General features: G+C 62.9%; 19 protein-coding genes. 10 read left to right on the top strand and 9 right to left on the bottom strand.

Annotated elements, in window-relative coordinates; genetic code table 11:
* Positions 1–32: 32 nt before the first annotated feature.
* Positions 33–1,073, top strand: coding sequence for a M20/M25/M40 family metallo-hydrolase (locus HPY67_01165; protein NPV03335.1), 1,041 nt, complete (start codon positions 33–35; stop codon positions 1,071–1,073).
* Positions 1,074–1,095: 22 nt separating this feature from the next.
* Here HPY67_01165 and recJ read toward each other — a convergent pair whose 3' ends face one another.
* Positions 1,096–2,823, bottom strand: coding sequence for a single-stranded-DNA-specific exonuclease RecJ (gene recJ / locus HPY67_01170; protein NPV03336.1), 1,728 nt, complete (start codon positions 2,821–2,823; stop codon positions 1,096–1,098).
* A 353-nt stretch (positions 2,824–3,176) separates the two neighbouring features.
* Here recJ and HPY67_01175 point away from each other — a divergent pair, with 353 nt between their 5' ends.
* Complete coding sequence (locus HPY67_01175; GenBank protein NPV03337.1) at positions 3,177–3,959, top strand: hypothetical protein; 783 nt, start codon at positions 3,177–3,179, stop codon at positions 3,957–3,959.
* Here the strand turns inward: HPY67_01175 and HPY67_01180 are convergent.
* From HPY67_01180 to HPY67_01200, 5 genes are all read right to left on the bottom strand, one after another.
* On the bottom strand, positions 3,954–4,148 hold the full coding sequence (locus tag HPY67_01180; protein ID NPV03338.1) for a 50S ribosomal protein L28: 195 nt from the start codon (positions 4,146–4,148) through the stop codon (positions 3,954–3,956). The two genes, HPY67_01175 and HPY67_01180, sit on opposite strands and share 6 nt — an antisense overlap.
* A gap of 68 nt (positions 4,149–4,216) precedes the next feature.
* Positions 4,217–5,515 carry an ATP-dependent 6-phosphofructokinase gene (locus tag HPY67_01185; protein ID NPV03339.1) on the bottom strand — a complete coding sequence of 433 codons (1,299 nt, stop codon included), beginning with the start codon at positions 5,513–5,515 and terminating at the stop codon, positions 4,217–4,219.
* A gap of 5 nt (positions 5,516–5,520) precedes the next feature.
* A complete protein-coding gene (locus HPY67_01190) occupies positions 5,521–6,969 on the bottom strand; it encodes an NAD(P)/FAD-dependent oxidoreductase (GenBank protein NPV03340.1) in 1,449 nt (482 codons plus the stop codon).
* Positions 6,970–7,266: 297 nt separating this feature from the next.
* Positions 7,267–7,932, bottom strand: coding sequence for a phosphoribosylglycinamide formyltransferase (locus HPY67_01195; protein NPV03341.1), 666 nt, complete (start codon positions 7,930–7,932; stop codon positions 7,267–7,269).
* Between the two features lie 22 nt (positions 7,933–7,954).
* Positions 7,955–8,998, bottom strand: a complete 1,044-nt coding sequence (locus tag HPY67_01200) for a phosphoribosylformylglycinamidine cyclo-ligase (protein NPV03342.1) — start codon at positions 8,996–8,998, stop codon at positions 7,955–7,957.
* Positions 8,999–9,258: 260 nt separating this feature from the next.
* Here HPY67_01200 and recG point away from each other — a divergent pair, with 260 nt between their 5' ends.
* From recG to HPY67_01240, 8 genes are all read left to right on the top strand, one after another.
* A complete protein-coding gene (recG, locus tag HPY67_01205) occupies positions 9,259–11,733 on the top strand; it encodes an ATP-dependent DNA helicase RecG (protein ID NPV03343.1) in 2,475 nt (824 codons plus the stop codon).
* 108 nt (positions 11,734–11,841) lie between these two features.
* Entirely contained in the window at positions 11,842–13,161 is a 1,320-nt protein-coding gene (locus tag HPY67_01210) for a homoserine dehydrogenase (protein ID NPV03344.1), read from the top strand.
* A complete protein-coding gene (locus HPY67_01215) occupies positions 13,158–14,387 on the top strand; it encodes a cofactor-independent phosphoglycerate mutase (protein NPV03345.1) in 1,230 nt (409 codons plus the stop codon). Before HPY67_01210 ends, HPY67_01215 begins: the two co-directional genes overlap by 4 nt.
* Positions 14,388–14,418: 31 nt before the next feature.
* On the top strand, positions 14,419–14,790 hold the full coding sequence (locus HPY67_01220; protein ID NPV03346.1) for an acyl-CoA thioesterase: 372 nt from the start codon (positions 14,419–14,421) through the stop codon (positions 14,788–14,790).
* Positions 14,791–14,869: 79 nt separating this feature from the next.
* Complete coding sequence (locus tag HPY67_01225; GenBank protein NPV03347.1) at positions 14,870–15,553, top strand: tetratricopeptide repeat protein; 684 nt, start codon at positions 14,870–14,872, stop codon at positions 15,551–15,553.
* Positions 15,554–15,571: 18 nt separating this feature from the next.
* Positions 15,572–17,362: an indolepyruvate ferredoxin oxidoreductase subunit alpha gene (gene iorA / locus HPY67_01230; protein ID NPV03348.1), complete on the top strand. Its 1,791-nt coding sequence runs from the start codon at positions 15,572–15,574 to the stop codon at positions 17,360–17,362.
* Between the two features lie 4 nt (positions 17,363–17,366).
* Entirely contained in the window at positions 17,367–17,954 is a 588-nt protein-coding gene (locus HPY67_01235) for an indolepyruvate oxidoreductase subunit beta (GenBank protein ID NPV03349.1), read from the top strand.
* A 90-nt stretch (positions 17,955–18,044) separates the two neighbouring features.
* Complete coding sequence (locus tag HPY67_01240) at positions 18,045–19,004, top strand: DnaJ domain-containing protein (GenBank protein NPV03350.1); 960 nt, start codon at positions 18,045–18,047, stop codon at positions 19,002–19,004.
* Between the two features lie 433 nt (positions 19,005–19,437).
* On the opposite strand, the gene HPY67_01245 is transcribed toward HPY67_01240, so the two are convergent.
* From HPY67_01245 to guaB, 3 genes are all read right to left on the bottom strand, one after another.
* Positions 19,438–20,166: a UPF0280 family protein gene (locus HPY67_01245; protein ID NPV03351.1), complete on the bottom strand. Its 729-nt coding sequence runs from the start codon at positions 20,164–20,166 to the stop codon at positions 19,438–19,440.
* Between the two features lie 67 nt (positions 20,167–20,233).
* Positions 20,234–23,701, bottom strand: a complete 3,468-nt coding sequence (locus HPY67_01250) for a DNA polymerase III subunit alpha (GenBank protein NPV03352.1) — start codon at positions 23,699–23,701, stop codon at positions 20,234–20,236.
* 66 nt (positions 23,702–23,767) lie between these two features.
* Positions 23,768–25,228 carry an IMP dehydrogenase gene (gene guaB, locus HPY67_01255; protein ID NPV03353.1) on the bottom strand — a complete coding sequence of 487 codons (1,461 nt, stop codon included), beginning with the start codon at positions 25,226–25,228 and terminating at the stop codon, positions 23,768–23,770.
* Position 25,229 lies beyond the last annotated feature (1 nt).

A 25,229-nucleotide genomic window follows, 5' to 3' on the forward strand; every position in this document is an offset into this window, starting at 1 on the left:
TGCAGCAGACCTTTCACGCCGACGGGTTGTCGATGGTCAGAACCATGCTGTATGCATTCCTGCTCGTCCTTGTCGTTGCCGCCTCGCTGCTTGCCTACCCTGTCATCCGCGTCAAAATGACCGACTCGGTGAGGCCTGTCGCGGGGCCTTTCTCCACCGCAGATGCCGAGACGCGCCTGTATGGGCACGTGCATCACCTCAGCGTGACGATCGGGTCCCGCAGCGTCTACGAGTACGATCGGCTCGAACGGGCGAAGGCGTACATTCTCTCCGTACTGGAGGAACTGGGTCTTCCCGTCGATCGTCAGACGTTCGACTACGAGGGCAGGCCCTATCAGAACCTCATCGTGACGATCGGCGGCCACGAACGCAGGGAGGAGACCGTCATCATCGGCGCGCATTACGACACCACCGAGGGAACACCCGGGGCCGACGACAACGCGAGCAGCGTCGCGGTGCTTCTCGAGTTGTGCCGAGCGCTGAAGGACTTCCGCCCGGAGAGGACGCTGAAGCTCATCTTCTTCACCCTCGAGGAGCCGCCCGCGTTCGGCACATCCCGCATGGGAAGCTACGTCTACGCCACGGAGGCCCAGAAACGAGGCGAACAGGTGCACGGGATGATTTCCCTGGAGATGGTGGGTTACTACGACGACCGGGAGGGAAGCCAGGCTTTTCCGCTGCCCGGCATGGGAGCGATGTTCTCGAACCGCGGCAACTTCATCGGCGTGGTGGGAAACCTGCCTTCCCGTGAGCTGGTCACCTCGGTCGCGAATGCGCTCAAACGGGCGTCCCCTCTTCCCGTGGAATCTCTTGCGGCCCCTGCGTTTGTGCCCGGAATCAGCTTTTCCGATCACGGGTCTTTCTGGAAGACGGGGTATCGGGCCGTCATGATCACGGACACGGCATTTTACCGGAACCCCAACTACCACACGGAGATGGACACCATCGAGACGCTCCGGTTCGACCGGATGGCCGATCTGCTGCGGGCAATGGTGCACGTCGCGCACACGCTGGCCGGGGTTTCCGAGGCAGGGACGGACGGCCTCCTGCGCATTCCCCCGCAGGGAGGCTGATCCAGGGGTTCCGCGCTGCGGCTCAGGCGGACGAGGCCGCCGCGATGTCCCGGACCTTCAGCTGGATGCTCGAGGAACCGTTCCAGGTGTTGATCTGGGGGGTGAAGGCGATGTCGAGGCGCACACCCTCGACGTTCTGCGCGTAATCGCCCCGGTTGAACCAGATCGAGCTGCAGGAGACCCCGTCGCCGTAGACCCGCATCTTGAGATGCTTGTTGCCCACGACGGTGGGGTAGGAGACCTGGACGTTGCGGGAACAGATGATGGGCTCGGAGTTTTGAATCCCGAAGGGGGCAAGCCGGTCGAACTGGGACACGAGATCGTGGGTGACCTGGCTCAGGCTGCACTGGGCATCGATGCGGGTTTCCTGGACCAGTTCCTGCACGACGAGCCCCCCCTTCACGATCTCCCCGAGCACCTCGCCGAGCTTTTCGATGTCCCCCTCTTTCACCGAGATCCCCGCGGCGTAGCGGTGCCCGCCGTAGGAGATGAGCAGGGGGTCGCAGAGCTTGAGACCCTCGTACAGGTTGAATTCGGCGATGCTGCGCCCCGACCCCTTGCCGATGCCGTCCTTGAGGCTGATGAGGATCGTGGGGCGGTAGAAGCGGTCGACGACGCGGGAGGCGACGATCCCGATCACGCCGGGGTGCCACTCCGGCGACGCCAGCACGAGGGCCCCCTTCTCCTTCGCGTTTCCCATGGAGTCGATCCGGGCCATGATCTCGTCGAAGATCGTCTTCTCCAGGCGCTGCCGCTCCCGGTTGCACGCATCGAGCCGGGCGGCGATCCGCTGGGCCTCGATGGTATCTTCCGTCAGGAGGAGCCTCACGGCGTCGTCCGGGGTTCCCACCCGGCCAGCCGCATTGATGCGGGGAATGAGGGCGAAGGAGGCCACGCCCGAGTCGATCACCGTGTTGCCCAGGCCGGCCGTGTCCCGAAGCGCCTTGAGACCCACCCGCCGATCCTCGTTGAGCAGTTCGAGGCCGATCCGGGCGAAGATACGGTTTTCGTCGACCAGCGGTGACAAATCGCCGATCGTCCCCAGGGCGACGAGGTCGAGATAGTCCCTGAGATTCGGGTAGGGACGCTGCGACCAGAATCCGATGTTGCGAAGCCCTCCCCGCAGCGCGATCAGGAAGTTGAAGACGATGCCGACGCCGGCCAGGTGCTTGAACGGGAAGGGGCAGTCGCTGCGGTTGGGGTTGATGACCGCCACGGCCGCGGGCAGCGTCTCCGGGACCTCGTGATGGTCCAGGACGATCGTGTCGATGCCCTGCGTGCGGGCGTATTCGATCTCCTCCCGGTCCGACACCCCGCAGTCGACCGTGACGATCAGCCGGACATCCTGTGCCTTGAGGCGGTCAATGGCCTTTCGGTTCAGGCTGTAGCCCTCGTCGACCCGGTCGGGGATGTAGTACATGACGCCGTCGTGGATCCCGCGGAGGAAGCGGTACAGGATCGCCAGGGAGGTGATGCCGTCGACATCGTAGTCGCCGTAGATCGCCACCGTCTCCCCGCCCTGGACCGCACGGATGAGGCGCGCCACGCCCTCCTTCATGTCTTTCATGAGGAAGGGGCTGTGCAGGTCGTGCAGTGACGGGTTCAGGTAGCGCCGCGCCGTCTCGAGATCGTTGATGCCGCGGTTGATGAGAATCTGGGATACGATGGGGTTCAGCTTGAATTCCTTTGAGAAAAGAGAACGGGTGTCCTCTTTGACTTCAGACAGTTTCCATCGCGTGATCGGCAGCATAGAAAGACTAGTTTCCGCGGCCCGGATAAGGGCCTGCGTCGTGGGCGCCTGGGATAGAGTCGTGTTTATATTAACAGCGTCGGGCTTGCTGTCAAGGGAAGAATTATTCTCCCTTGATCTTTGATGGTGCCGATGTTACGGATATCGCAGGATTTCCTGAGAGGCCCGATCGGGCAAGGCGCAAGGCCTCTTCGCCGTTCGTGGCATTCCGCATCGCGCCTTCCCGATCACCTGCGAGGGTTGCAACGGAGCGCGGAAGGACAGCACGCGCAGGGAAGCGCCCGCGTTCCGGAATGAATCCGTCCGTGAGGAGGGCGCCGCAGGGGATGCGGTGACTCCTGTCCAAAGGTAACATGCTGCTCAACACGCATACCTGGCTGCTGAGGGAATACGCCGGGACCCGCCTGGGGCCGGACAACCTCGACATCCTCGTCTACAACGTCATGCCCGACATCCTTCCCATTCATCGGGCAATCACACCCGAGATGACCCACCGGATGGAGAGACTCCACCCCATGCCGCCGGGCCGGGAGAGGGCCCGGTTCATCCAGTTTCACCTGCTCGTCGACGACCTGTCCCACCACGGCCACATCACGCACCGCGGCCACGACCGTTCCGAAAACGAATCGGGGGGCTACGCCTTCCTCAAAGGGGCTGCGCTCGCGGAGGACATGCTGGGAATGCACCGGCGGCTCGGCAGGCCCATCGACAGGGACGAGGCGCTCTACCGCTCCCACCTCGTCATCGAGATGGCCGTGGACCTGGTGATTTACAGGCGAAACCCGGGGATCGTGGACCTCTTTTCGCGGGCCGTGGAGTCCACACTCGAGAACGGCGTCGCCACAGTCGTCGACACGCTGGCCTGGGCCTACGCGATATCGGGCGGACTCGCAAGGGATGCGCTGCTGCAGGGGCTGGCGGCCTACAGGCAGGAGATCCTGCGGCGGTCGGTGAGCCTCGAGGGGCGGATCGACCTGTTCCTGTGGAAATTCTACCGGGGTGAGGCCGGGGATTCGGTGCGTCAGGGCGTGAGGGATCTCCTGGAGAAGGGAATCGAAAGCGTCGCCGACCACGAAAACTTCCTGTCGGCGACGCTTCGGGAGATCGCTGCGTCGGGTTTTTCCAGCGGTCTATAGGGCCTTGCGCACGGAGCCCGAACGCAGGCAGCGGGTGCAGACCTTCATCCGCTTCACGGACCCCTTGCTGTCCACGACCTGGAGCTTCTGGAGATTGGGGTACCAGACGCGTTTCGTCTTGTTGTTGGCGTGGCTGACGTTGTGACCCACCACCGGGCCCTTGCCGCAGACATCGCACACTCTGGCCATAACCGTCACCTCTCGAAAAGAATCGGTCCGCTTATCTAAACCAACGGCGGAGGGAATGCAAGCGTTTTTTAGTTCTTCATCGAGGGGGGCTGTCCCGTCGACTCGAGAACCAGCATCCAGATGTTGCCCCTGGGGTCGATCATTTTCCGCTGGGCGGCAACGGCCCGGAGCGGCAGGTGCACGTAGGCGTCGTTGACGAGACCCACGAGCATGCCCGTCTTTCCCGCCATCCCCGCGTGGACGGCGTACTGGGCGAGCACGCCGCACATGATGCTGTCACTGGCGTTGGCGGGCACGCTGCGGATGATGTAGCTCGGGTCGATGTACTTGAGGTTGATTTCGATGGCCCTCTTGCGGAAGTATTCCTCGATCCGGTCCCTCAGGAGGACCCCGATGTCATGGAGACGGATGTTGCCCGATGCATCGCGGCGCACCGGCCCTTTCCGGGCGAAGAGGTTCTGCCCTGCGCCCTCGGCCACGATGATGACGGCATGATGCCGGGCCAGCATCCGCTTCTCGAGATGGCGGAGGAACCCCTTCTCCCCCTCGAGGTCGAACGGCACTTCGGGGATGAGGACGAAATTCGCATCCCCCGAGGCCAGGGCCGCTGACGCGGCGATGTGACCGGACTGTCGTCCCATCAGCTTCACGAGGCCGATCCCCATGGGGGCCCCCTTCGCCTCCACGTGGGCGCACTGGATCGTCTTGACGGCCTCGGAGATGGCCGTGTCGAAACCGAAACTCTTCTGGATGAGAACGAGGTCGTTGTCGATCGTCTTGGGGATGCCGATCACGCCGATTTTCAGTTTCCGGCGGGCCGTCTCCTCCGTGATCAGCTGGGCGGCCCGCATCGTGCCGTCGCCGCCGATGACGAAGAAGAGATTGATGTTCATCCGCTCCAGGGAGTCCACCATCTCGGTGATGCTTTGGCCGCCCCTGGAGGAGGAGAGGATGCTGCCTCCGAGGTCCTGGATGTCCTTCACCACGTCCGGGGTCAGTTCGAGGAATTCGTGGCCGTATCGCGGGATCAGGCCCTGGAAGCCGTACCTCACGCCGATGATGTTCCGGACCCCGTAGCGGAAGTGGAGTTCCATGACCAGGGCACGCAGCACGTCGTTGATCCCGGGGCACAGGCCTCCGCAGGAGACCACGGCCGCCTTGACCTTCTGGGGCTCGAAGTAGATCATCTCCCGGGGACCGGCCACTTCCAGGGACACCGATGACAGGGGCCGGGCCCGCCTTGGGTCCCGGGTGTCGACGGTGATGTCGCTCAGGACCCTTTCGGCATCGCTCTTGAAGTAGCCCACCGTGAGCGGCGAGGGGATCTTGGGCTTGCCCAGGGTGTCGATCTCGAAATCGGTCTGCATCTTTTTCATCTCTCTGAATCTCCCGCTGCGAGCTGGCCGGCCTTCATTCCCGAGAGCACCTCCCCCTCGAACCCGAGGCCCGCGAAGGTCATCCCACCGGTCAAAAGGACGTTCGGACGGTGGGAGCGGACCGGGAAGGTCATCAGGCCGGGTAGGGAGAGGCCCGTGAACCGGTACCGGGGGTTCACGACCTGCTGGTAACGCCTGGAGACATCGATGGAGCCGTCGAGATCCATGAACTCGATGCTCTCTCGCAGGAAGGGCAGAAACCCTTCCAGCGACAGGAGCACGTCGTCGGCCGCGGCCGCGAGCTCGCCGTTCGCCATCTCGACGGGGGATCGGGGCAGAAGCGCCGTAATCGCAAGTGTCCGCTTGCCGGGGGGCGCCAGGGCCGTGTCGTCGGCGACGTTCGCTTCGAGGAACAGGAAGGGGCACGCCGCCTCTGCGGAGGGCTCGGAGATGTGGATGACGTATTCGCCCATGCGGTCGGGGAGCCCCCGGTTGTCGACCCCCAGGTGGAGGGTGAAGGGAAACAGGCGCGTTTCCACCTTTCGGAGCCGGCGGGCGAGCCTCGAGAACCTTCCATCCGACGACAGGACCTTTTCCAAGGCAGGTGACTTCGTGCTGATGACGAGTCTCTGCGCCAGCAGGCCGGCCGGCTTGCCCTTTGTCCGGATGTCCACCTCGATCCTGCCGCCCGCACGGACGGCCTCGACCGCACAGGGTGAAAGGGTTTCACCGCGCAGGTCCTCGTAGCGCTTGCGGAGCTGTTCGAGCATGCGGTGCTTGCCCCCGAAGTGGTAGTAGAGCCCGCGCCACGGAAGCGAGAGCAGGTAGGCCGAGGAAAGGGGCTTGGCATGGTTGACATGCAGGTTCGACAGCAGGGTGAACTCCGAGTCGAAGACGGCCCCCAGGGAGGGCCTCTTTGCGACGGCGCGGATCTTCTGCTCGAGCCGCCAGATTTCGCCCATGACGAAGGGCATGTCGAGGCAGCTCTTCATCAGGCCCTTGAGGGATCGGTCCCGGGTCTCGAGGGTTTCGCGGACCGCGCGCTCGAGGGTTTCCCCCACCTTGGCGACGGACTGGTACAGGGCCTGGAGCTGCTTTTCCTCGCCGGGATACTCCCGGCCGAGATCGTGCAGGAGGGCGTCGCGGTCGAGGAAGAAGTCGATGCGGTGCTCCGGCAGGATCACCTGCAGGGCCGGGTTCAGCGGCGATGCGCGGGAGGGTTCCGGCAGCGGGATGTTGAGCTCCGACAGCAGGCGCGAAAAAACCTGCCCCAGGCCGAAGCCGCTCCATGGGAAGGGGTCGATGTTGAAGACGTATCCCGAGCGCGAGAGGCAATCCTCGAGGCCGGACTCGGAGACCAGCAGGGTCTTTCGGCCGTAGCGGGCGGCAAGCAGGGCGGCGATGAGGGAACTGAGGTCGCTGCCGATGACGATCACGTCGTACATGGTTTGCGTTCCCGGCCTCCGGCGGAGGCCCTTCGGTGATGTCCCATTTTCCTGAAAGAGGCCCGTCCTGTCAAATGCGATCATGGGGCCGGGGACGGTCCGCGGGCCGCCGCGAGGCCGTTTCGTTCGACCGCCCACGTTTCGGGACGGTTCCAGACGCCCTGCACTTTGCTGCCGCGATATCGGCCTCTGCGCCCGGTCATTCGGCTCCGCCGCCCGTTGAGAACCGTTTGCGCAAAGCCGTCTTGAGCGGGCCCTGGAAAACGTTTCACGGCCCTTGGGAGGATCACAGATCCATCAGAAGTCGGTAACGGGCGGGTTGTGCCGGGGACTGTCCTCCGGCTCCGGGTGATCCAGGATTCGGACCTTTCTCCCCTCGACGCGCAGCTTCCCCTCGGCGTAGAGGCGGATGGCCTGCGGGTAGATCCGGTGCTCTTCCTTGAGAATGCGCCGGGACAGGGTGTCCTCGGTGTCCGCGTCGTAGACGGGGACCACGGCCTGGATGATGACGGGCCCCGTGTCCACGCCCTCGTCGGCGAAGTGCACCGTGCAGCCGGAGAACTTCACCCCGTAGTCGAGGGCCTTCTTCTGGCCGTGGGTGCCGGGGAACGAGGGCAGAAGAGCCGGGTGGATGTTCATGACGCGCATCGGGAAGGCGCGCAGGAAAAGGGGGGAAAGGACCCGCATAAACCCGGCCAGCACAACCAGCTCCACGCCGTGTGCCTGCAGCGTTTCGACGACGCGGCGGTCGTATGCCTCCCGGTCGGCGAAGCCCGCGTGCTCGATCACGGCGGCCGCAATCCCGTGCTTTCGCGCCCGTTCGAGAGCAAAGGCCCCGGGGTTGTTGCTGACGACGATCGCGATCCGCGCGGGGAGGGTTCCCTTTTCGATGTTGTCGATGATGGACTGAAGGTTTGATCCGCTCCCCGACACGAGGACGCCCAGGTTCACGATTCTCGGCATGGATGGCCTCCGGCACTCCGCATCAGGCGATGATGACGGGTTGAGCGTCTTGCTGCCGCTTCTCGATCGAACCGATCAGGTATGCCTTCTCCCCCAGGGCACCCAGCCGCTCGAGGACCTCCGGCGCCGTTTCGCCGTCGACGATGATCATCATCCCGATTCCCATGTTGAAGACGCGGAACATCTCGGAGTCCTCAATGCGGCCGTGTTTCCGGATGGCCTGGAATACGGGGAGCTCCGGCCAGCTTCCCCGGTGGATCACGGCCGCGCAGCGCTCCGGGAGGATCCGGGGGATGTTGTCGTAGAAGCCGCCGCCCGTGATGTGGACGAGCCCCTTGAGGCTGAAGTTCTTGTTGAGATTGAGAATGCTCTTGACGTAGATCCTCGTCGGCGTGAGCAGCTCCTCGCCCACCGGCAGAAGGAGGCCTTCCACGGGGTCATGGGCCTGGAGGCCGCAGCGGTCGAAGAAGACCTTGCGCGCCAGTGACAGGCCGTTGCTGTGAATGCCGCTCGAGGCCAGGCCGATGATCTTGTCGCCGATGCCGACCCGGGAGCCGTCGATGAGCCTTTCCGCCTCGACGATGCCGACGCAGAAGCCGACCAGCTCGTAGTCCCCCTCGCCGTAGAAGCCCGGCATCTCGGCCGTCTCGCCCCCCAGCAGGGCGCAACCCGCGTCCCGGCACCCCTTGACGACGCCCTCGATGAGCTGCCGGCCGATCTCAATGTCGATGGCGCCCGACGCGATGTAATCGAGGAAGAACAGGGGCTCGGCGCCCTGGACGACCACGTCGTTGACGGACATGGCCACGAGGTCGATGCCGATCGTGTTGTAGCGGTTCATCATGCGCGCGATGCTGAGCTTCGTGCCCACGCCGTCCGTGGATGCAACGAGGACGGGGTCCCTGTATTTGACCTTGTCGAGATGGAACAGCCCCCCGAAACCCCCGAGGCCGCCCATGACCTCCTTGCGGAACGTGGTCTTGACGAGCGGCTTGATCACATCGACAAACCGGTTCCCCTTGTCGATGTCGACCCCGGAGTCCTTGTACGTCACGTTGCCCCCCATAAGCTCCCCCAGGCTGCGCTTCAGAAAGCGGCTGAGCGGTCGGACGGAAACCGATCACTGGACAGCCGCAGGAACCATATCCGAAAGCGGCGGGCTTGTCAATTCGTTCCTGAGCCGACAGGCAACTCGAGCCTTGTGCGGGGAAGGTAAATTTGATAGACATATCGCAATGTTCCATTTCTGTCGGGCCCCGGTTTGCAGAGGGCCCGATTCTGGGGCGGCAGCCGCGGACGGGCTGCGGCCGCAAGGGGAAGAGGGACGTGGAAACCCTGAAACAGGCCCTGGAAAAGATCGAATCGCCCCTGCGGTTTTCCGCCGGGAATGATTTCCGCAATCTGACCCTCGTGCGCGATCTCGAAGAGCCGCTTCGAAGGAAGATCGCCGCCCTGCGGGACATGCTCCCGCAGAGGGTGCAGAATGCCGGGCAGGCCGGCCGGATGGCGCTGCGTCTGACGGCGCTCGAAGGGGTCGTTTCGGGCTTCGACGGCGCGTCCCCGGAGGAAAGAAAGAGGCGCATCGCGGAGGCCCTCGCCTGCGTGGACGCCCTGAAGGCGGAACTCGCCGGGGGCGGGGAAGCCCATGACCCCTCATTGCCGCAGGGAGTCCCGCGGGAGGCCCTCGCCTCGCTCGAGGCGGCCATGGAGAAACTCACCCGCCCGGCCCAGTTCGTCAAGGGGGTGGGCCCCAGAATCGGACAGCTGCTAGCCCGGAAGGGGCTGAAGACCGTCGAGGATCTCCTCCTGTTCCTGCCGCGGAAGTACGAGGACCGCCGCGTGATCAAGCCTGTTGCCCGTGCCGAGGCCGGCAGGAAGGAGACCGTTGTCGGCACCGTTGTCCGGGCCGAGATCCAACCGTACCGGAAACGGAAGGTTTTCGAGGCGGTGATCCGCGACGAAACGGCCGCCCTGAAGGCCAAGTGGTTCAAGGGCAGCTTCGCCTATCTGCGCAACCTCCTCAAGCCGGGTTGCCGGGTCATCCTGACCGGCGAGCTGCGGATGTACCAGTTCGAACCCGAGATGATCCACCCCGATTTCGAGATCCTCGAGGAGGGGGAGGAGAGCCATCTGCACTTCAAGAGGATCGTCCCGATCTACTCCGAGACGGAGGGCCTCGGGCAGAAGCAGCTGCGCCGGATTCTCCTCCACGCCGTCGAGGACTACGCCCGTTACATGCCGGGCCCGATCCCGCGGGAGATCTGCGAGAGGCAGGGCCTCATCGACATGATCGAGGCCGTGCGCGCCGTGCATTTCCCCGGTCCAGACGAGGACATGGACCGCCTCAACGCCATGCGCTCCGACGGGCATCGACGGCTCATTTTCGACGAGTTGTTCTTCTTTGAGCTTGCCATGGCCCTGAAGCACGCGGGAAATGTCCTCGACGAGGGCATCGCCTTCCGGACGGAGGGGGAACTGACGCGTCGGTTCCTTTCCATCCTGCCCTTCGGGCTCACGGCTGCGCAGAGCCGCGTAATCGCCGAGATCCACAGGGACATGGCGCGGCCGTCGCCGATGCACCGCCTGCTGCAGGGCGACGTGGGCAGCGGCAAGACGGTCGTCTCCATGGCGGCCATGCTGACGGCTTGCGAGAACGGCTACCAGGCGGCCCTCATGGCCCCGACGGAGATCCTGGCCGAGCAGCATCACCGCACCGTCGGCCGGTGGGCGGATTCGCTGGGCCTCAAAGCGGCCCTGCTGCTGGGCAGCATGCGCGGCCCGGAGAAGAGGGAGACGGCGCGGCGAATCGAAGCGGGCGAGGTGCACATCGTCGTCGGCACCCATGCCCTCATCCAGGAGGGGGTGGAATTCAGGAGGCTGGGCCTCGTGGTCGTCGACGAACAGCACCGCTTCGGCGTCGTGCAGCGCGCAACCCTGCGCGCCAAGGGCGCCAACCCGGACGTGCTGGTCATGACGGCAACCCCGATCCCGCGGACGCTCGCCATGACTGTCTACGGGGATCTGGACATCTCGGTCATCGACGAGATGCCCCCGGGCAAGAAGCCCGTCCGGACGAAGGTCTTCTACGAGCGGGAACGGCCGCGCGTCTACGAGATCATCCGGAAGGAGATCGCGAAGGGCAACCAGGTCTTCATCGTCTACCCCCTCGTCACGGAGTCGGAGGCCCTGGATCTCAAGGACGCCACCCGCATGGCCGAGCACCTGCAGCGGGACGTGTTCCCGGATCTTCGCGTCGGGCTGATCCACGGCCGGATGAAGGGCGCCGAGAAGGAGCAGATCATGCAGGCCTTCAACGGCCGCGGGCTCGACATCCTGGTGGCCACCACCGTGATCGAGGTGGGCATCGACATCCCGCAGGCCACCCTGATGGTGATCGAGCACGCCGAGCGGTTCGGCCTCGCCCAGCTCCACCAGCTCAGGGGGCGGGTGGGCCGAAGCGACATCCCCTCCTACTGCATCCTGATGACCGGATCGCGGGGTTCGGACGTCGCCCGGAGGCGCCTGGCCGTCATGGAGCAGACCCATGACGGGTTTCGCATCGCGGAGGCGGACCTCGAGATCCGGGGACCCGGCGAGATGATGGGGACGCGGCAGTCCGGCCTGCCCGATTTCCGGGTCGCCGACATCCTGCGCGACGGCCGGCTGCTGGCCGAGGCGCGCGAGGAGGCCTTCCGTCTGGTGCAGAAGGACCCCCGGCTCGAGAGGCCGGAGCATGCCCTGCTGCGGAGGGTCCTGCTGTGGAGGTGGGAGAGCCGCCTCGATCTGGCCCGGACGGGCTGAGACCTTTGGATTTCTTTTGACAAGACAGCGATTTTCACTATAATCGAAACCTTTGAACGCGTTGCGCCGCGGCCCGCGCGGCAGGCTGCGCAAACAGGAGCCAGCGCCATGAAGACCATCCAGGCCGGCCTGATCGGCTTCGGCAACATCGGCTCGGGGACCGTCAAGCTTCTCTTGGAAAACGGCGGTCTGATCGAGAAGCGCCTCGGGGCGAGGATCGTCATCCGGCGGATCGCCGACCTCGATCTGAAGACGCCCCGCCCGGTGGCGGTGGACCGGAAGATCCTGACTCGGGACGCCCGGGCCATCCTGAACGACCCGGAGATTTCGATCGTCATCGAGCTGGTCGGGGGGTACGAGCCGGCAAAGAGCTTCATCCTCGAGGCCATCCGCCAGGGCAAGCACGTGGTGACGGCCAACAAGGCCCTGCTGGCCACCCATGGCGACGAGATCTTCAAGGCGGCCGAACAGCGCGGCGTCAACATCGGCTTCGAGGCCAGCGTCGGGGGCACGATCCCCGTCATCAAGACCCTGCGCGAGAGCCTGGCTGCCAACCGGATCCGTTCCCTGTTCGGCATCCTCAACGGGACCACGAACTTCATCCTCACCAAGATGAGCGACGAGGGCAAGAACTACAAGATGGTGCTCCGGGAGGCGCAGCAGCTCGGTTTCGCCGAGGCCGACCCCACGTTCGACGTGGAGGGCATCGACACGGCACACAAGCTGAGCATCGTGCTGGCGCTGTCCTACGGCAAGCGGGTGAACCTGGAGGACATCTACCGGGAGGGCATCACCGGGGTGAGCCAGCAGGACATCGAGTTCGCCAGGGAACTGGGCTACAGGATCAAGCTGCTGGCCATCGCGATCCAGCGCGGCGATGCCATCGAGGCGAGGATCCACCCCACGATGATCCCCTTCGATCACCTGCTGGCGAATGTCAACGGCAATTACAACGCCCTGCACATCCGGGGCGACGCCTCGGGGTCCGTGTTCCTGTACGGCCAGGGGTCGGGGATGATGCCGACGGCGAGCGCCGTTGTGGCCGACCTGATCGACATCGCCCGTGACATCCAGAAGGGGATCTCCCGACGCGTCCCGTCGCGCTCTCTCTCGGAGGACGGGATCGAGGACATCGACCTGATGCCCATGGAAGAGATCGCGACCAACTACTACTTCCGGTTCTCCGCACTGGACCGGCCCGGCGTCCTGTCGAAGATCTCGGGGATCCTCGGGAAGCACAACATCAGCATCGCCGCCGTCATCCAGAAGGGCAGGGCGACCGACAGGACGGGGTCGGTGCCCGTGGTCATGACGACGCACGAATCCCGGGAGAGGGACGTGCGAATCGCCCTGAAGGAGATCGACCGACTGGCCGTCCTGAAGGGCAAGACGGTGCGGATCCGCATCGAGGACGACAGGCTGAAATGAAATACGTGGTGCTCCTCGGCGACGGGATGGCCGACTGGGCCGTCGACACTCTGGGCGGGATGACCCCTCTGGCCTACGCGAAGACCCCGAACATGGACCGGATCGCCCGCGAGGGGACCCTGGGCCTGATCGACACGGTCCCAAAGGGCATGAACCCGGGAAGCGACGTGGCCATCCTCTCCGTGCTGGGCTATGACCCCACGGTCTGCTACACGGGGCGCGGGCCGCTCGAGGCAGCGAGCATGGGGGTGCAGCTGGAGCCGGGGGACCTGGCCTTCCGCTGCAACCTCGTGACCCTCGGCGATGGGCCTGACCCCATCATGGTGGACTTCACGGCGGGGCACATCAGCTCCGACGAGGCACGGGAACTCATCCGGGACATCGACCGCGGGATGGGGACGGCGACGCTGCAATTCCACCCCGGCGTGGGATATCGCCATCTGCTCGTCTGGAAGGGCGGGGGGCCCGAGGTGGAGACCACGCCCCCCCACGACATCACGGGTCAGCCGACGGCGGCCTGGCTCCCAAGGGGGAAGGGCGCCGAGGACGTGATCGGCCTCATGCTGCGCTCCCGGGAGATCCTTCGGGACCACACGGTGAACCGGAAGCGGGCAGCCCTGGGGAAGAGGCAGGCCACGTCCATATGGCTTTGGGGGCAGGGCGGCAAGCCTGCCATGGAGCCCCTGTCGGCGAAGTACGGCCTGCGGGGGGGCATGATCTCGGCCGTGGATCTCCTCAACGGCCTCGGGGTCTACGCGGGCCTCGAGATTCTCAGGGTGCCGGGGGCTACGGGCTACATCGACACGAACTATGTCGGGAAGGCCGAGAAGGTGCTCGAGGCCCTCGGGGAAAAGGACTTTGTCTTCGTCCACGTGGAGGCCCCCGACGAGATGGGGCACGAGGGCAACGTCGAGGGCAAAGTGAAGGCCATCGAGGACTTTGACGAGAAGGTGGTGGGCACGGTGCTCGAGGGGATCGGCCGTCACGGCGACTTCCGGGTCCTCGTGCTGAGCGATCACCCCACGCCGATCGCGAAGAGAACCCACACGGACGAGCCGAGCCCCTTTGCCGTCCTTTGCTCCCGGCGGGACGAAAACGTCCGGGGAGCGGAGGGGTACAGCGAGGAAGCGGCCCGCCGGGCGGGCATCGTGGTGTCCCCCGGCTGTCAGCTGATGGGGGGGTTCATCGGCGACTGGAGACGATTCGTTGAAGACAGGCGTCGTTAAGATCCGGGTCATCTACGCCGACACCGACGCGATGGGGATCGTCTACCACACGAACTACATCCGCTGGTTCGAGATCGGCCGCACGGAGCTGATGCGGGAGGCGGGCATCGTATACAGCGAGATGGAGAAGGAGGGGTTCTTCCTGCCCCTCACGGAGCTGGCGTGCCACTATCTCTACCCGGCGCGTTACGACGACATCGTCCTCGTCGAAACGCGCATCGAGTACTTCCGGCGCGCCAGCGTGAAGTTCGCCTACGAGATCTGGGACGAGAAACGGGAGCGGCTGCTCGTGGAGGGCTCCACGCTCCATGCCTTCCTGAACCGGGAGGGCAAGATCGTGCGGGCCCCGGCGCAGGTGGGGGAGATATTCAGGGCGATGCAGGCCGGGCAGCCCGGAGGGTGAACCGGCCGGTTCGAGTCGTTTCGGGCGGCGCCGCAGGCGGGTGCCCGATCATGTCTGATTGACACCGGAGAACGGGATCATGGTTGCGTCAAAACTGGACAAGAAGGACCTGGAGCAGCCCGATGCCTTTCAGGAGGCCATGGGCAAGCTTCTCGACTATGCCGCGCAGAACAGGCGCAAGCTCTACATCGCTGCGGGCGCGATCGTCCTCGCGATCGTCTTGGGCGGCGGCTACTATTTTTACTCCGCTTCCCAGGAGAGCGAGGCGGCCAGGCTGCATTTCGATGCGCGGATGAAGGCGATGAGGGCCGACGCCATGGGAACGGCAGGCCCCGAGATCGTCAAGGCGCTGGCGGATGTCGTCGATAGGTTCCCCTCCACCGATGCCGCGCAGAATGCCCGCTACGAGCTCGGAAGCCTCTATTACCAGGCGGGCGACTATGACCGGTCCATCCAGGTCTACCGGGAGTTCATCGACCGGGCGGGCAGCAAGGACATCCGGACGATCTACGCCTGGTTTGGGATCGGTTACGCCCACGAGGCGAAGAAGGAGTACGAAAAGGCCCTGGAGGCCTTCAGCCGGGTCCCCTCGATGAACCCGGGGGCCGTGCACGAGGGGATCAGCTACCGCAATATCGCGCGCATCCACGAGGCGATGAACGACCGCGGCAAGGCCCTCGACTATTACCGGAAGGCGCTGGAGAAAACCAAAGACCCCGCTGCGACGACCCTCATCAAGCGCAAGATCGCGCAGCTGGGATAGAAGGAAACGGAGAGAACGATGCTGGAACTGATGTCGGGCAACGAGGCAATCGCACGGGGAGCATGGGAGTGCGGCGCCACCTTCGGTGCGGGCTACCCCGGAACGCCGAGCACGGAGATCCTCGAGGCCTTTGCGCAGTACAAGGGCGTTTACGCCGAGTGGTCACCCAACGAGAAGGTAGGGCTCGAAGTGGCCATCGGGGCCTCCTTTGCGGGGGCCCGTGCCATGGCGGTGATGAAGCACGTGGGGGTCAACGTGGCGGCCGACCCCCTGTTCACCGTGAGCTACACGGGGACCAACGGGGCGCTCGTGATCGTCACGGCGGACGACCCCTCGCTGCACAGTTCACAGAACGAGCAGGACAACCGCAACTACGCGAAATTCGCAAAAGTTCCCATGCTGGAGCCGGCCGACAGCCAGGAGGCAAAGGACTTCGTCAAGCTTGCCTTCGAGCTCTCCGAGCGATTCGACACGCCCGTCTTCCTGCGTACGACAACCCGCGTGTCGCACTCCAAGAGCGTCGTCCGTCTCGAACCGCAGCGGGAACTCGGGGACCGCACGGAAATCAAGCACCTCCCCCTGAAGTACGTCATGGTGCCCATCAACGCCCGCGCGCGGCGCGTCGAGGTGGAGAAGCGCACGCAGGCCCTTCGGGAGTGGGCCGAGACCTTCCCCGGCAACCGCGTGGAGATGGGTTCCCCCGACGTGGGCATCATCACGGCGGGCATGCCCTACAACTACGCGAAAGACGTCTTCCCGGACTACTCGTACCTGAAGCTCGGCCTGGTCAACCCCCTGCCGGAGAGGCTGATCCGGGCTTTCGCCTCGAAGGTCAAGAAACTCTATGTCGTCGAGGAGCTGGACCCCTTCATCGAGGAGCAGGTCAGGGCCATGGGGATCGAGGTGACGGGGAAGGCGGTTTTCCCCTACACGAACGAGTTCGACCCCGGCGTCATCGAGAGAGGCGTCACCGGCAGGCTCTCGGCGCCGGCCGTCACGACCCAGGCCATTCCTCCGAGGCCCCCGAACCTCTGTCCCGGCTGCCCGCACCGCGGCCTGTTCTACGCGCTCAACAAGACGAAGGCCTTCGTGTCGGGCGACATCGGGTGCTACACGCTGTCCTACATGAAACCGCTCTCCGGCATGGACAGCTGCATCTGCATGGGCGCCAGCATCGGGATCGCCCACGGCATGAGCAGGGCGCTGGGCCCGAAAGGGAAGGGGAAGGTCGTCGGTGTCATCGGCGATTCGACCTTTATCCACTCCGGCATCACGGCACTGCTCAACGCGGCGTACAACGGCAGCGACGCGGTCTTCATCATCGCCGACAACCGCACGACGGCGATGACGGGAATGCAGGAGCACCCGGCAACGGGGTACACCCTCCAGGGGGAGAAGGCGAAGGAACTCGATTTCGCGGCCCTCGGGAAGGTCCTGGGCGTCGAGAGCGTCGAGGTCATCGACCCGCTGCAGTTCAAGAACACGGCGGAGGTCCTGAAACGCGAGCTCCAGAAAGACGGGCCGTCGCTGCTCATCGCCCGGTCCCCCTGCGTGCTGCTGATGAGCAAGAAGGCAGCCCGGGCAAGGCATTTCGTCACGGACCCGGACAAGTGCATCGGCTGCAAGGTCTGCCTGAGCTGCGGCTGCCCGGCCATCTCGTGGAAGGACTTCGAGAAGGCGGGCCTGCCCCCGAGGCCGGAACGGAAGAAACAGAAGGGGATCGCCGTGATCGACGCGGCGCTCTGCACGGGCTGCACGTTTTGCGCACAGCTGTGCCGACAGGAAGCAATCATGCGGGAGGACGGATAGGGACATGGAAAACGGGGTGAAGAGCCTGCTGCTGGCCGGCGTCGGAGGGCAGGGAATCCTGCTGGCGAGCGACGTCATCTGCAAGGTCATGATGCGGAAGGGCTATGACGTCAAGAAGAGCGAGGTGCACGGCATGGCCCAGCGCGGCGGCAGCGTCACGAGCCATGTCCGTTACGGAAGGAAGGTCTACTCGCCCCTGGCGCGTAAGGGGGACGTGGACATCATCGTCTCCTTCGAAAAGCTCGAGACTCTCCGTTACCTGGATTACCTGAAGCCCGGTGGTCTCGTGCTCGTCAATGACGAGGAGATCTACCCGCCGTCGGTGAATCTGGGCGATGCGGACTATCCAAAGGGGATCGACGAGAGCCTTCGCGCCCAGCTCGGTTCGCAGAACGTGAAAGTCGTTCCCGGACCGGAACTTGCGGGCAAATCCGGCAACCGGAGAGCCGTCAACACGGTCATGCTGGGAGCCGTTTCCCGGTACATCCCCGAGATTGCCGCCGAAGACTGGAAGACGGTCCTTGCGGACATGCTGCCGGAGAAGATCGTCGAGGCGAACCTCAGGGCCTTCGACCTGGGTCGTGCCGCCTGAGCCGGGCCGATAAGCATCGGGGATTATTGACGAGGCGCAACACAATCCCTATTTTATCGCCATACGAACTCTGAAGGTGTGGCACAAGAGATGGCCGAGGATTATTACAAGGTACTGGGCCTGGATAAAGGCGCCAGCATCGACGACGTAAAAAAGGCATACCGAAAGCTTGCCCTGAAATACCACCCTGATCGGAACCCGACCGACAAGAAACGGGCCGAGGAGAAGTTCAAGGAGATCAGCGAGGCCTACGCTGTTCTCAGCGACCCGGAAAAACGTAAGCAGTACGATGAGTTCGGAACGGATGCCTTCCGGCAGAAGTTCACCCAGGAAGATATCTTCCGGAACTTCGACATCAACGACATCCTTCGCAGCTTCGGTTTCGGCAATCTGGGCGGGGAGTTCACCTGGTTCGGCGGCTCATCTGGCCAGGGCGGCAAGAGGCGCGTCTATACGCAGCGCCGGACGGATCCCTTCGGCGACATCTTTGGGGATCAGGCCTACGGGCAAAGGGAGCCTGCTCCGTCCAAGGATCAGGATATAGAGTATAACCTCTCGATTACATTGGAAGAATCAGTCCTCGGAACAGAGAAGAAGCTCTCTTTGAGAAAGGGCGATATCACCGAGGAGGTCAACGTGAAGATCCCGGCCGGGATTTCCTCTGGCAAGAAACTTCGTCTTGCCGGCAAAGGGCTTCGGTCGCCTTTCGGGGGCCCCGCCGGGGACCTTTACCTGAACATCCAGGTTCTTCCGCATCCCATTTTTTCGCGCGACGGCGATGATCTTTACGTCGAGAAAACCGTCAGCTTCTCGCAGGCCTGCCTCGGTACTACGATAGACGTTCCCACTCTTGGCGGGCCTCCGAAACGGATAAAGGTTCCTCCCGGGACCCAAAGCAACACCAAGATCCGCATGAAGGGCTTTGGAGTGCCCCATCTGAAAGGTGAGGGACGAGGGGACCAGTACGTTCGCATCTTCGTCGATGTCCCCAAGAAACTCACTCCCAGGCAGGCTGAACTGGTCAAGAAGCTCGCCGAAGAGGGCCTTTAGGGGCTGAAGAACCGATCAGTTCGATTCGAGAATCCCATCCCATTTCTATTCATTCCGTAATTTTTTATTCTGCTTATAAAACAGTTACTTGTAAAAGTAATATCAAGCAAATTCTGGCAATAATGAAACTTTTATGTCAATTATCGCTTGCAATAACATATAAAAATGAAACTATTGAAACACGCAATAGAAGATCCATGCGTCTGAGATGCAATACTAAAAATTTCATAATCTGATTTTACGAAAAGTATATGAAGGGCATACTTCAAGCGCTGGTTAAAGTCTTGTATTTGGGATCTGTGCGTACCGAACGGGAAGAATCAGAAATGACATCGGCATTAAATAAATGCCGGATGCGACTGAGCCAGGATGCAAAACGCATATGTCTGATAAGATATGTTATGTAAACTTATTGATTGGTTCTTTTCCCGCCTCACGTCTTGATGATCTCCATGTCACCCTGGACAGCCAGGGTGTCCCCCATCACGATGAGCACGCCGAGGACGCCCTCGATGGACATAGCCTTTGAAAGCCCTTTTCTCATATCGTTTTTAACCCTGACGATGTTTCCTACAGCCGTTGCCGCGGCGTCGGCAAGCGCTGCCGATTTAGATTTGATGCAGACCGCATCGGCAACACCGAAACTCAGGGAGTGCCCCACCGTTCCCGATGATGTGCAGATCCCGATGGGCGTCTCGCCGGCACGGATCTTCAAGGCGATTCGCCCGCTCAGCGATGATGTGCCGGCGAAGACCCCGATGGAAACGTCCTCCTTTACGTTCAGAAAAATATCTCCGCCGTTCTCGACGATGACGTTTGCCGTTTTCTCCAGCAGCCGCCGGCCAACGGATTCGGCGATTGCTCCGGCCACGGAGGCCATGGGACCGACGCCGGCCCTCAGGGAGGCATCGAGCATGGTCCTGACGATAGCGGGCGCCAAAGCATCACTTGCGAGCGGAACGAGCGAGGCCGCGAATTCAGGATGGATCCGGATGTATTCCTCTATCTGGGAGCGATACAGGTGCACCGCCTCGCAGGCTGGCGCAGTGAGATCGGAATCGGCGAGAATATAGAGATCGGTTTCGCTGACTTTTACGTTGAAACACGAGTAATTACGTATACTTGAATATTCCCGATAGACTCTGTCTACATACCGGGGCAAGGCTGCACCATAAAACCGTCATTGTTGATGTTGGAGTTGACCGGCGGCCGGGGGGCAAGGTCTCCGCTCAGTGAAAACGTGTCGTGCCGGGTCCCAGCAGTCGCTCAACCTCCTCTTTCAGGGGCTCCGAGATGTTGATCCTCGATGCGCTGCCAAGATACACTACGGTTTCGCTCTGATTCGGAAGCAGGATATGGAGATAACAGTCATGCTTCCCGGGGTGCCGGCGGCAGATTTCACGAAGTTTTTCGATGTGATCGCCTTCCATCCTGCCGGCATCGAAGGTGACGTGGATGGCACTGAAGCTGACCCCGTTGTACTCCGCGAGCCGGTGCACTTCAGAGACGATGATGCGGCTGCTCTCCTCGGTTACGTCGAGATTTCCCTTGAAGAGAAGCGGCTCGTCCGAGTCGAGCAAGTCCCTGTATGTGCGGTATGCGTCAGCGAAAACGATCCCCGTGTAGGAACCTTTGAGGTCTTCGATGGTCACGTAGGCCATGGTATCCTTCTTTTTGGTCGGGACCTCGCGCTTGTGGCTGACAATCCCGGCCACGGTGACGTTTTCTTTGTCGTGCATCTCGGAGATTCGCTCGGCGTCGGCGTTGGTGATGAGCTTGAGCTTGTCCGCGTAACGCAGCAGCGGATGGCCCGTGATGTAAAATCCGAGGGTCTCCTTTTCGTAGAGAAGAATCTCGCCGTGATCCCACTCCTCCACGGCGAGCAACAGGTCCTTTTCGGACATTGCCGAATCATCCGGCGGGCCGTCTGGCCCGTCGAAGAGGCCTGCCTGGGCGCTTTGCCTCTGCTCCTGGATCCTCTGGCCGATGTCCATGAGACGCTCGAAGCCCTCGATCAGCTGCCGCCGCCCATAGCGCAACGAATCGAAGGCGCCGCATTTGATGAGGCTCTCCACAACCCGCTTGTTGATTTTCCTGGGGTCGACGCGGGAGCAAAAATCAAGAAATGACTTGAACGGTCCTTCCTTGTCCCTCGATTCAATGATGGATTCTATGGCACTCTCTCCGACGTTTTTCACGGCGGCCAGCCCGAAGCGGATGTTCCCCGCATCGATGCTGAAGTCGAGGGCCGACTGGTTGATGTCGGGGGGCAGAACATTGATCCCCATCTCCTTGCAGACGCTGATGTGCTTGATGACCTTGTCGCGGTTTCCTTTCTCACTGGTGAGCAGAGCCGCCATGAATTCCACGGGGTAATGGGCCTTCAAATAGGCCGTCTGGTAGGAGATCATCGCATAGGCAGCGCTGTGGGACTTGTTGAACCCGTATCCGGCAAACGTCTCCATCTGGTCGAAGATCTTCTTCGCCTTGGCCTCGGGGATCTTGTTCTTCATCGCCCCGGCGAGGAATTTCGGCTTCTCCTTCTCCATCTCGGCCGAGTTCTTCTTGCTCATGGCCTTTCGGAAGGTATCGGCCTCGCCCATGGTGTAATTCGCCAGCGCGCTGGCGATCTGCATGACCTGTTCCTGGTAGAGGATGACCCCGTAGGTTTCCTTCAGGATCGGTTCGAGTTGGGGCACCTCGTAGGTGCTCTTCGTCTTGCCCTGCTTGCGGGCGATGAATTCCTGCACCATCCCGCTCTTCAGGGGGCCCGGCCGGTACAGGGCGATGAGCGCGATGATGTCCTCGAAGCAGTCCGGCTTCAGCCCCACGAGGATCTCCTTCATGCCGCGGCTCTCCAGCTGGAAGACGCCGTCGGTTTCCCCCTTGGAGAGAAGCTGGAACGTCTTGCGGTCATCGAGGGGGATGTCGGAGATATCCAGGTGAACGCCCCTGCCCTCCTCGATAAACTTCAGGGTGTCCCGGATCACCGTGAGTGTCTTGAGTCCGAGGAAGTCGAACTTCGTGAGACCCGCCGCCGAGAGATCGTTCATGGAGAACTGGGTCACGATGTCGTCGTTGGGGCTCTTGCACAGGGGCACGCGCTCGACGAGCGGCTTGTCCGAGATGACCACACCGGCCGCGTGGGTCGAGGAGTGGCGATTGAGACCCTCCAGGGAGCGCGACAGGGCGAGAAGGCGGCGGACCTTCTCGTTCTTCTTCTGCTCTTCCTGAAGGCGGGGCTCCTGCTTGATGGCCTCCTCGAGGGTGATGTTGAGGACGTTGGGAACCAGTTTGGCGATGCGGTCCACCTCTCCATAGGGCATGTTGAGGGCCCGGCCCACGTCGCGGATCACGGCCTTGGCCTGCATCTTCCCGAAGGTGATGATCTGCGCCACGCGGTCGCTGCCGTATTTCTCGGACACGTAGCGGATGACCTCGTCGCGGCCCTCCATGCAGAAATCGGTGTCGATGTCGGGCATGCTCTTGCGGTCCGGGTTGAGAAAGCGCTCAAAGAACAGGCCGTAGCGGATCGGGTCGATCTCGGTGATGCCGATGGCGTAGGCCACCAGGCTGCCCGCCGCGGACCCGCGACCGGGACCCACCGGAATGTTTCGGCTTTTCGCGTAGTTGATGAAGTCCGAGACGATGAGGAAGTAGCCGGCGAAGCCCATGGACTTGATGATGTCGAGCTCACGGGCCAGGCGCTTTTCGTACTTCTGCCGCAGCGACGGGTCCCGGTCCTTCAGGATTCTCGGCATGAGCCTCTCGAGGCCCGACTTGGCCATTTCCTCGAGGTGCTCGTCCAGCGTCTTCCCCTGGCCGATTTCGAAATGGGGCAGGTGAACCTGTTTGAAATCGAGGGAGAGGTTGCACTTCTCGGCGATCACCATCGTGTTCGCGATGGCCTCGGGGCAATACGAGAAGAGCTGCTTCATCTCGTCGGGCGACCTCAGGTAGAAGGCGTCCGTGGCGAATCGCATCCGGCCGGGGTCCTCCATGGTCTTCCCCGTCTGGATGCACAGCAGGACCTCGTGGGCCTCGTGGTCGGCGCGCTCGAGGTAGTGGCAGTCGTTGGTCGCCACGAGCGGGATGGACAATTCCCTTGAGATTTCCATCAGTTTTTCGTTTACGACCCCCTGCTCGGGGATGCCGTTCTCCATCATCTCCAGGTAGAAGTTGCCCGCGCCGAAGATCTCCCGGTATTCAAGGGCCGAGGTCCTTGCCTTCTCCATGTCCCCCTTCAGAATCCAGTACGCGATCTCGCCGTGCAGGCACGCGCTCGTTGCGATGAGCCCCTCGCTGTGGGCGGCCAGAAGCTCCTTGTCTATTCGGGGGCGGTAGTAGAAGCCTTCGAGGAACCCCTTCGAGGTCAGCTTCATCAGGTTGCGGTAGCCCTGGAGGTTCTTGACCAGCACGATGAGATGACGGGCCGTCTCCCCCGGCCCTTCCGTGGATTTGTCGAAGCGGCTCTTGGGGGCCACGTAGAGCTCGCAGCCGATGATGGGCTTGATCCCTGCCTTGTAGGCCTGTTGGTAGAAGTCGACGGCGCCGTACATGTTGCCGTGATCGGTGATAGCCACGGCGGGCATCTTGAATTCCTTGGCCTTTTTGAACAGGTCGCCGAGACGGATGGTGCCGTCCAGGAGGCTGTACTGGGTATGGAGGTGGAGATGGACGAAATCGACGTGCTTCATGGCATCCTGGGTTCCTGATGGCCACTTACATGAATGACAAGGCCGTGGAAAAACATGTTTGCGGGGTCAGTCGATCCGGTAGTTAGGCGCTTCCTTCGTGATGATCACGTCGTGGACGTGGCTTTCGCGGAGGCCCGAGGGTGTGATCCGGACGAAGCGGGCCTTCTGTCTGAGCTCCTCGATGGTCCGGCAGCCCACGTAGCCCATTCCGGCCTTCAGGCCGCCCATGAGCTGGTAAATGCTGTTCGAAAGGGACCCGCGGAAGGGCACCCTGCCCTCGATGCCCTCGGGGACGAGCTTCAGGGAGCTCTCGATGTCGTCCTGCATGTAGCGGTCGCGGCTGCCTTCCTTCATGGCCTCGAGCGAGCCCATGCCCCGGTAGACCTTGTAGCTCCGGCCCTGGAACAGGACCGTCTCGCCGGGGCTCTCCTCGGTGCCGGCGAAGAGCCCCCCGATCATCACGGAGTGCGCCCCGGCCCCGAGGGCCTTGGTGATGTCGCCGGAGTACTTGATCCCGCCGTCGGCGATGATGGGGATGCCGTGTTTCTTCGAGGCCCTGGCGCATTCCATGACGGCCGTCATCTGGGGGACGCCGATCCCGGCGACGATGCGGGTCGTGCAGATGGAGCCCGGACCCACGCCGACCTTCACGGCGTCTGCCCCGGCTTTGATGAGCGCTTCGGCGCCTTCGAAGGTCGCCACGTTGCCGGCGATGACCTCGCAGCCGGGGAAGTTTTTCTTCGTGTCGCGGACGGCGTCGAGGACACCCTTGGAGTGCCCGTGCGAGGTGTCGATGCAGATCACGTCGCAGCCCGCCGCCAGGAGGGCCTGTACCCGGGCCTCGCGGTCGGTGATCCCCACGGCGCCGCCGACCCGAAGGCGCCCGAGCTGGTCCTTGCAGGCATTGGGGTATTTCTGGATCTTCTCGATGTCCTTGATCGTGATGAGGCCCTTGAGGCAGAACTCGTCGTCGACGACGAGCAGCTTCTCGATGCGGTGCTTGTGGAGAAGCTTTTTCGAGTCCTCGAGACTGATGTTCTGGGACACGGTGACGAGATTGTCCTTCGTCATGACGCTGGAGACGGGCTGATCGAGGTTGGTCTCGAAGCGCAGGTCGCGGTTGGTCAAAATCCCCACGAGGCGGCGTCCCTCGACGACGGGGACCCCGGAGATCTTGTAGCGGCTCATGAGTTCGAGGGCGTCCTTCACCTTCTGCTCGGGCCCGATCGTGATGGGGTCCACGATCATGCCGCTCTCGGACTTCTTGACCTTGTCGACCTCGAGCGCCTGCCGCTCGATGCTCATGTTGCGGTGGATGATGCCGATGCCGCCCTCGCGGGCCATGCAGATGGCGGTCTGGGACTCCGTCACGGTGTCCATGGCGGCGCTGACGATGGGGATGTTCATCACGATCGTGTTCGTGAGGTTCGTCCTCGTGTCCACGTCCTTGGGCAGGATCGTGGACTCCGCCGGGATGAGCAGCAGGTCGTCGAAGGTCAGGGCCACGTTGATGTCTGTTTCCAGCATG

It is taken from the genome of Syntrophaceae bacterium (assembly GCA_013177795.1).
Taxonomy (GTDB): domain Bacteria; phylum Desulfobacterota; class Syntrophia; order Syntrophales; family UBA2192; genus UBA2192.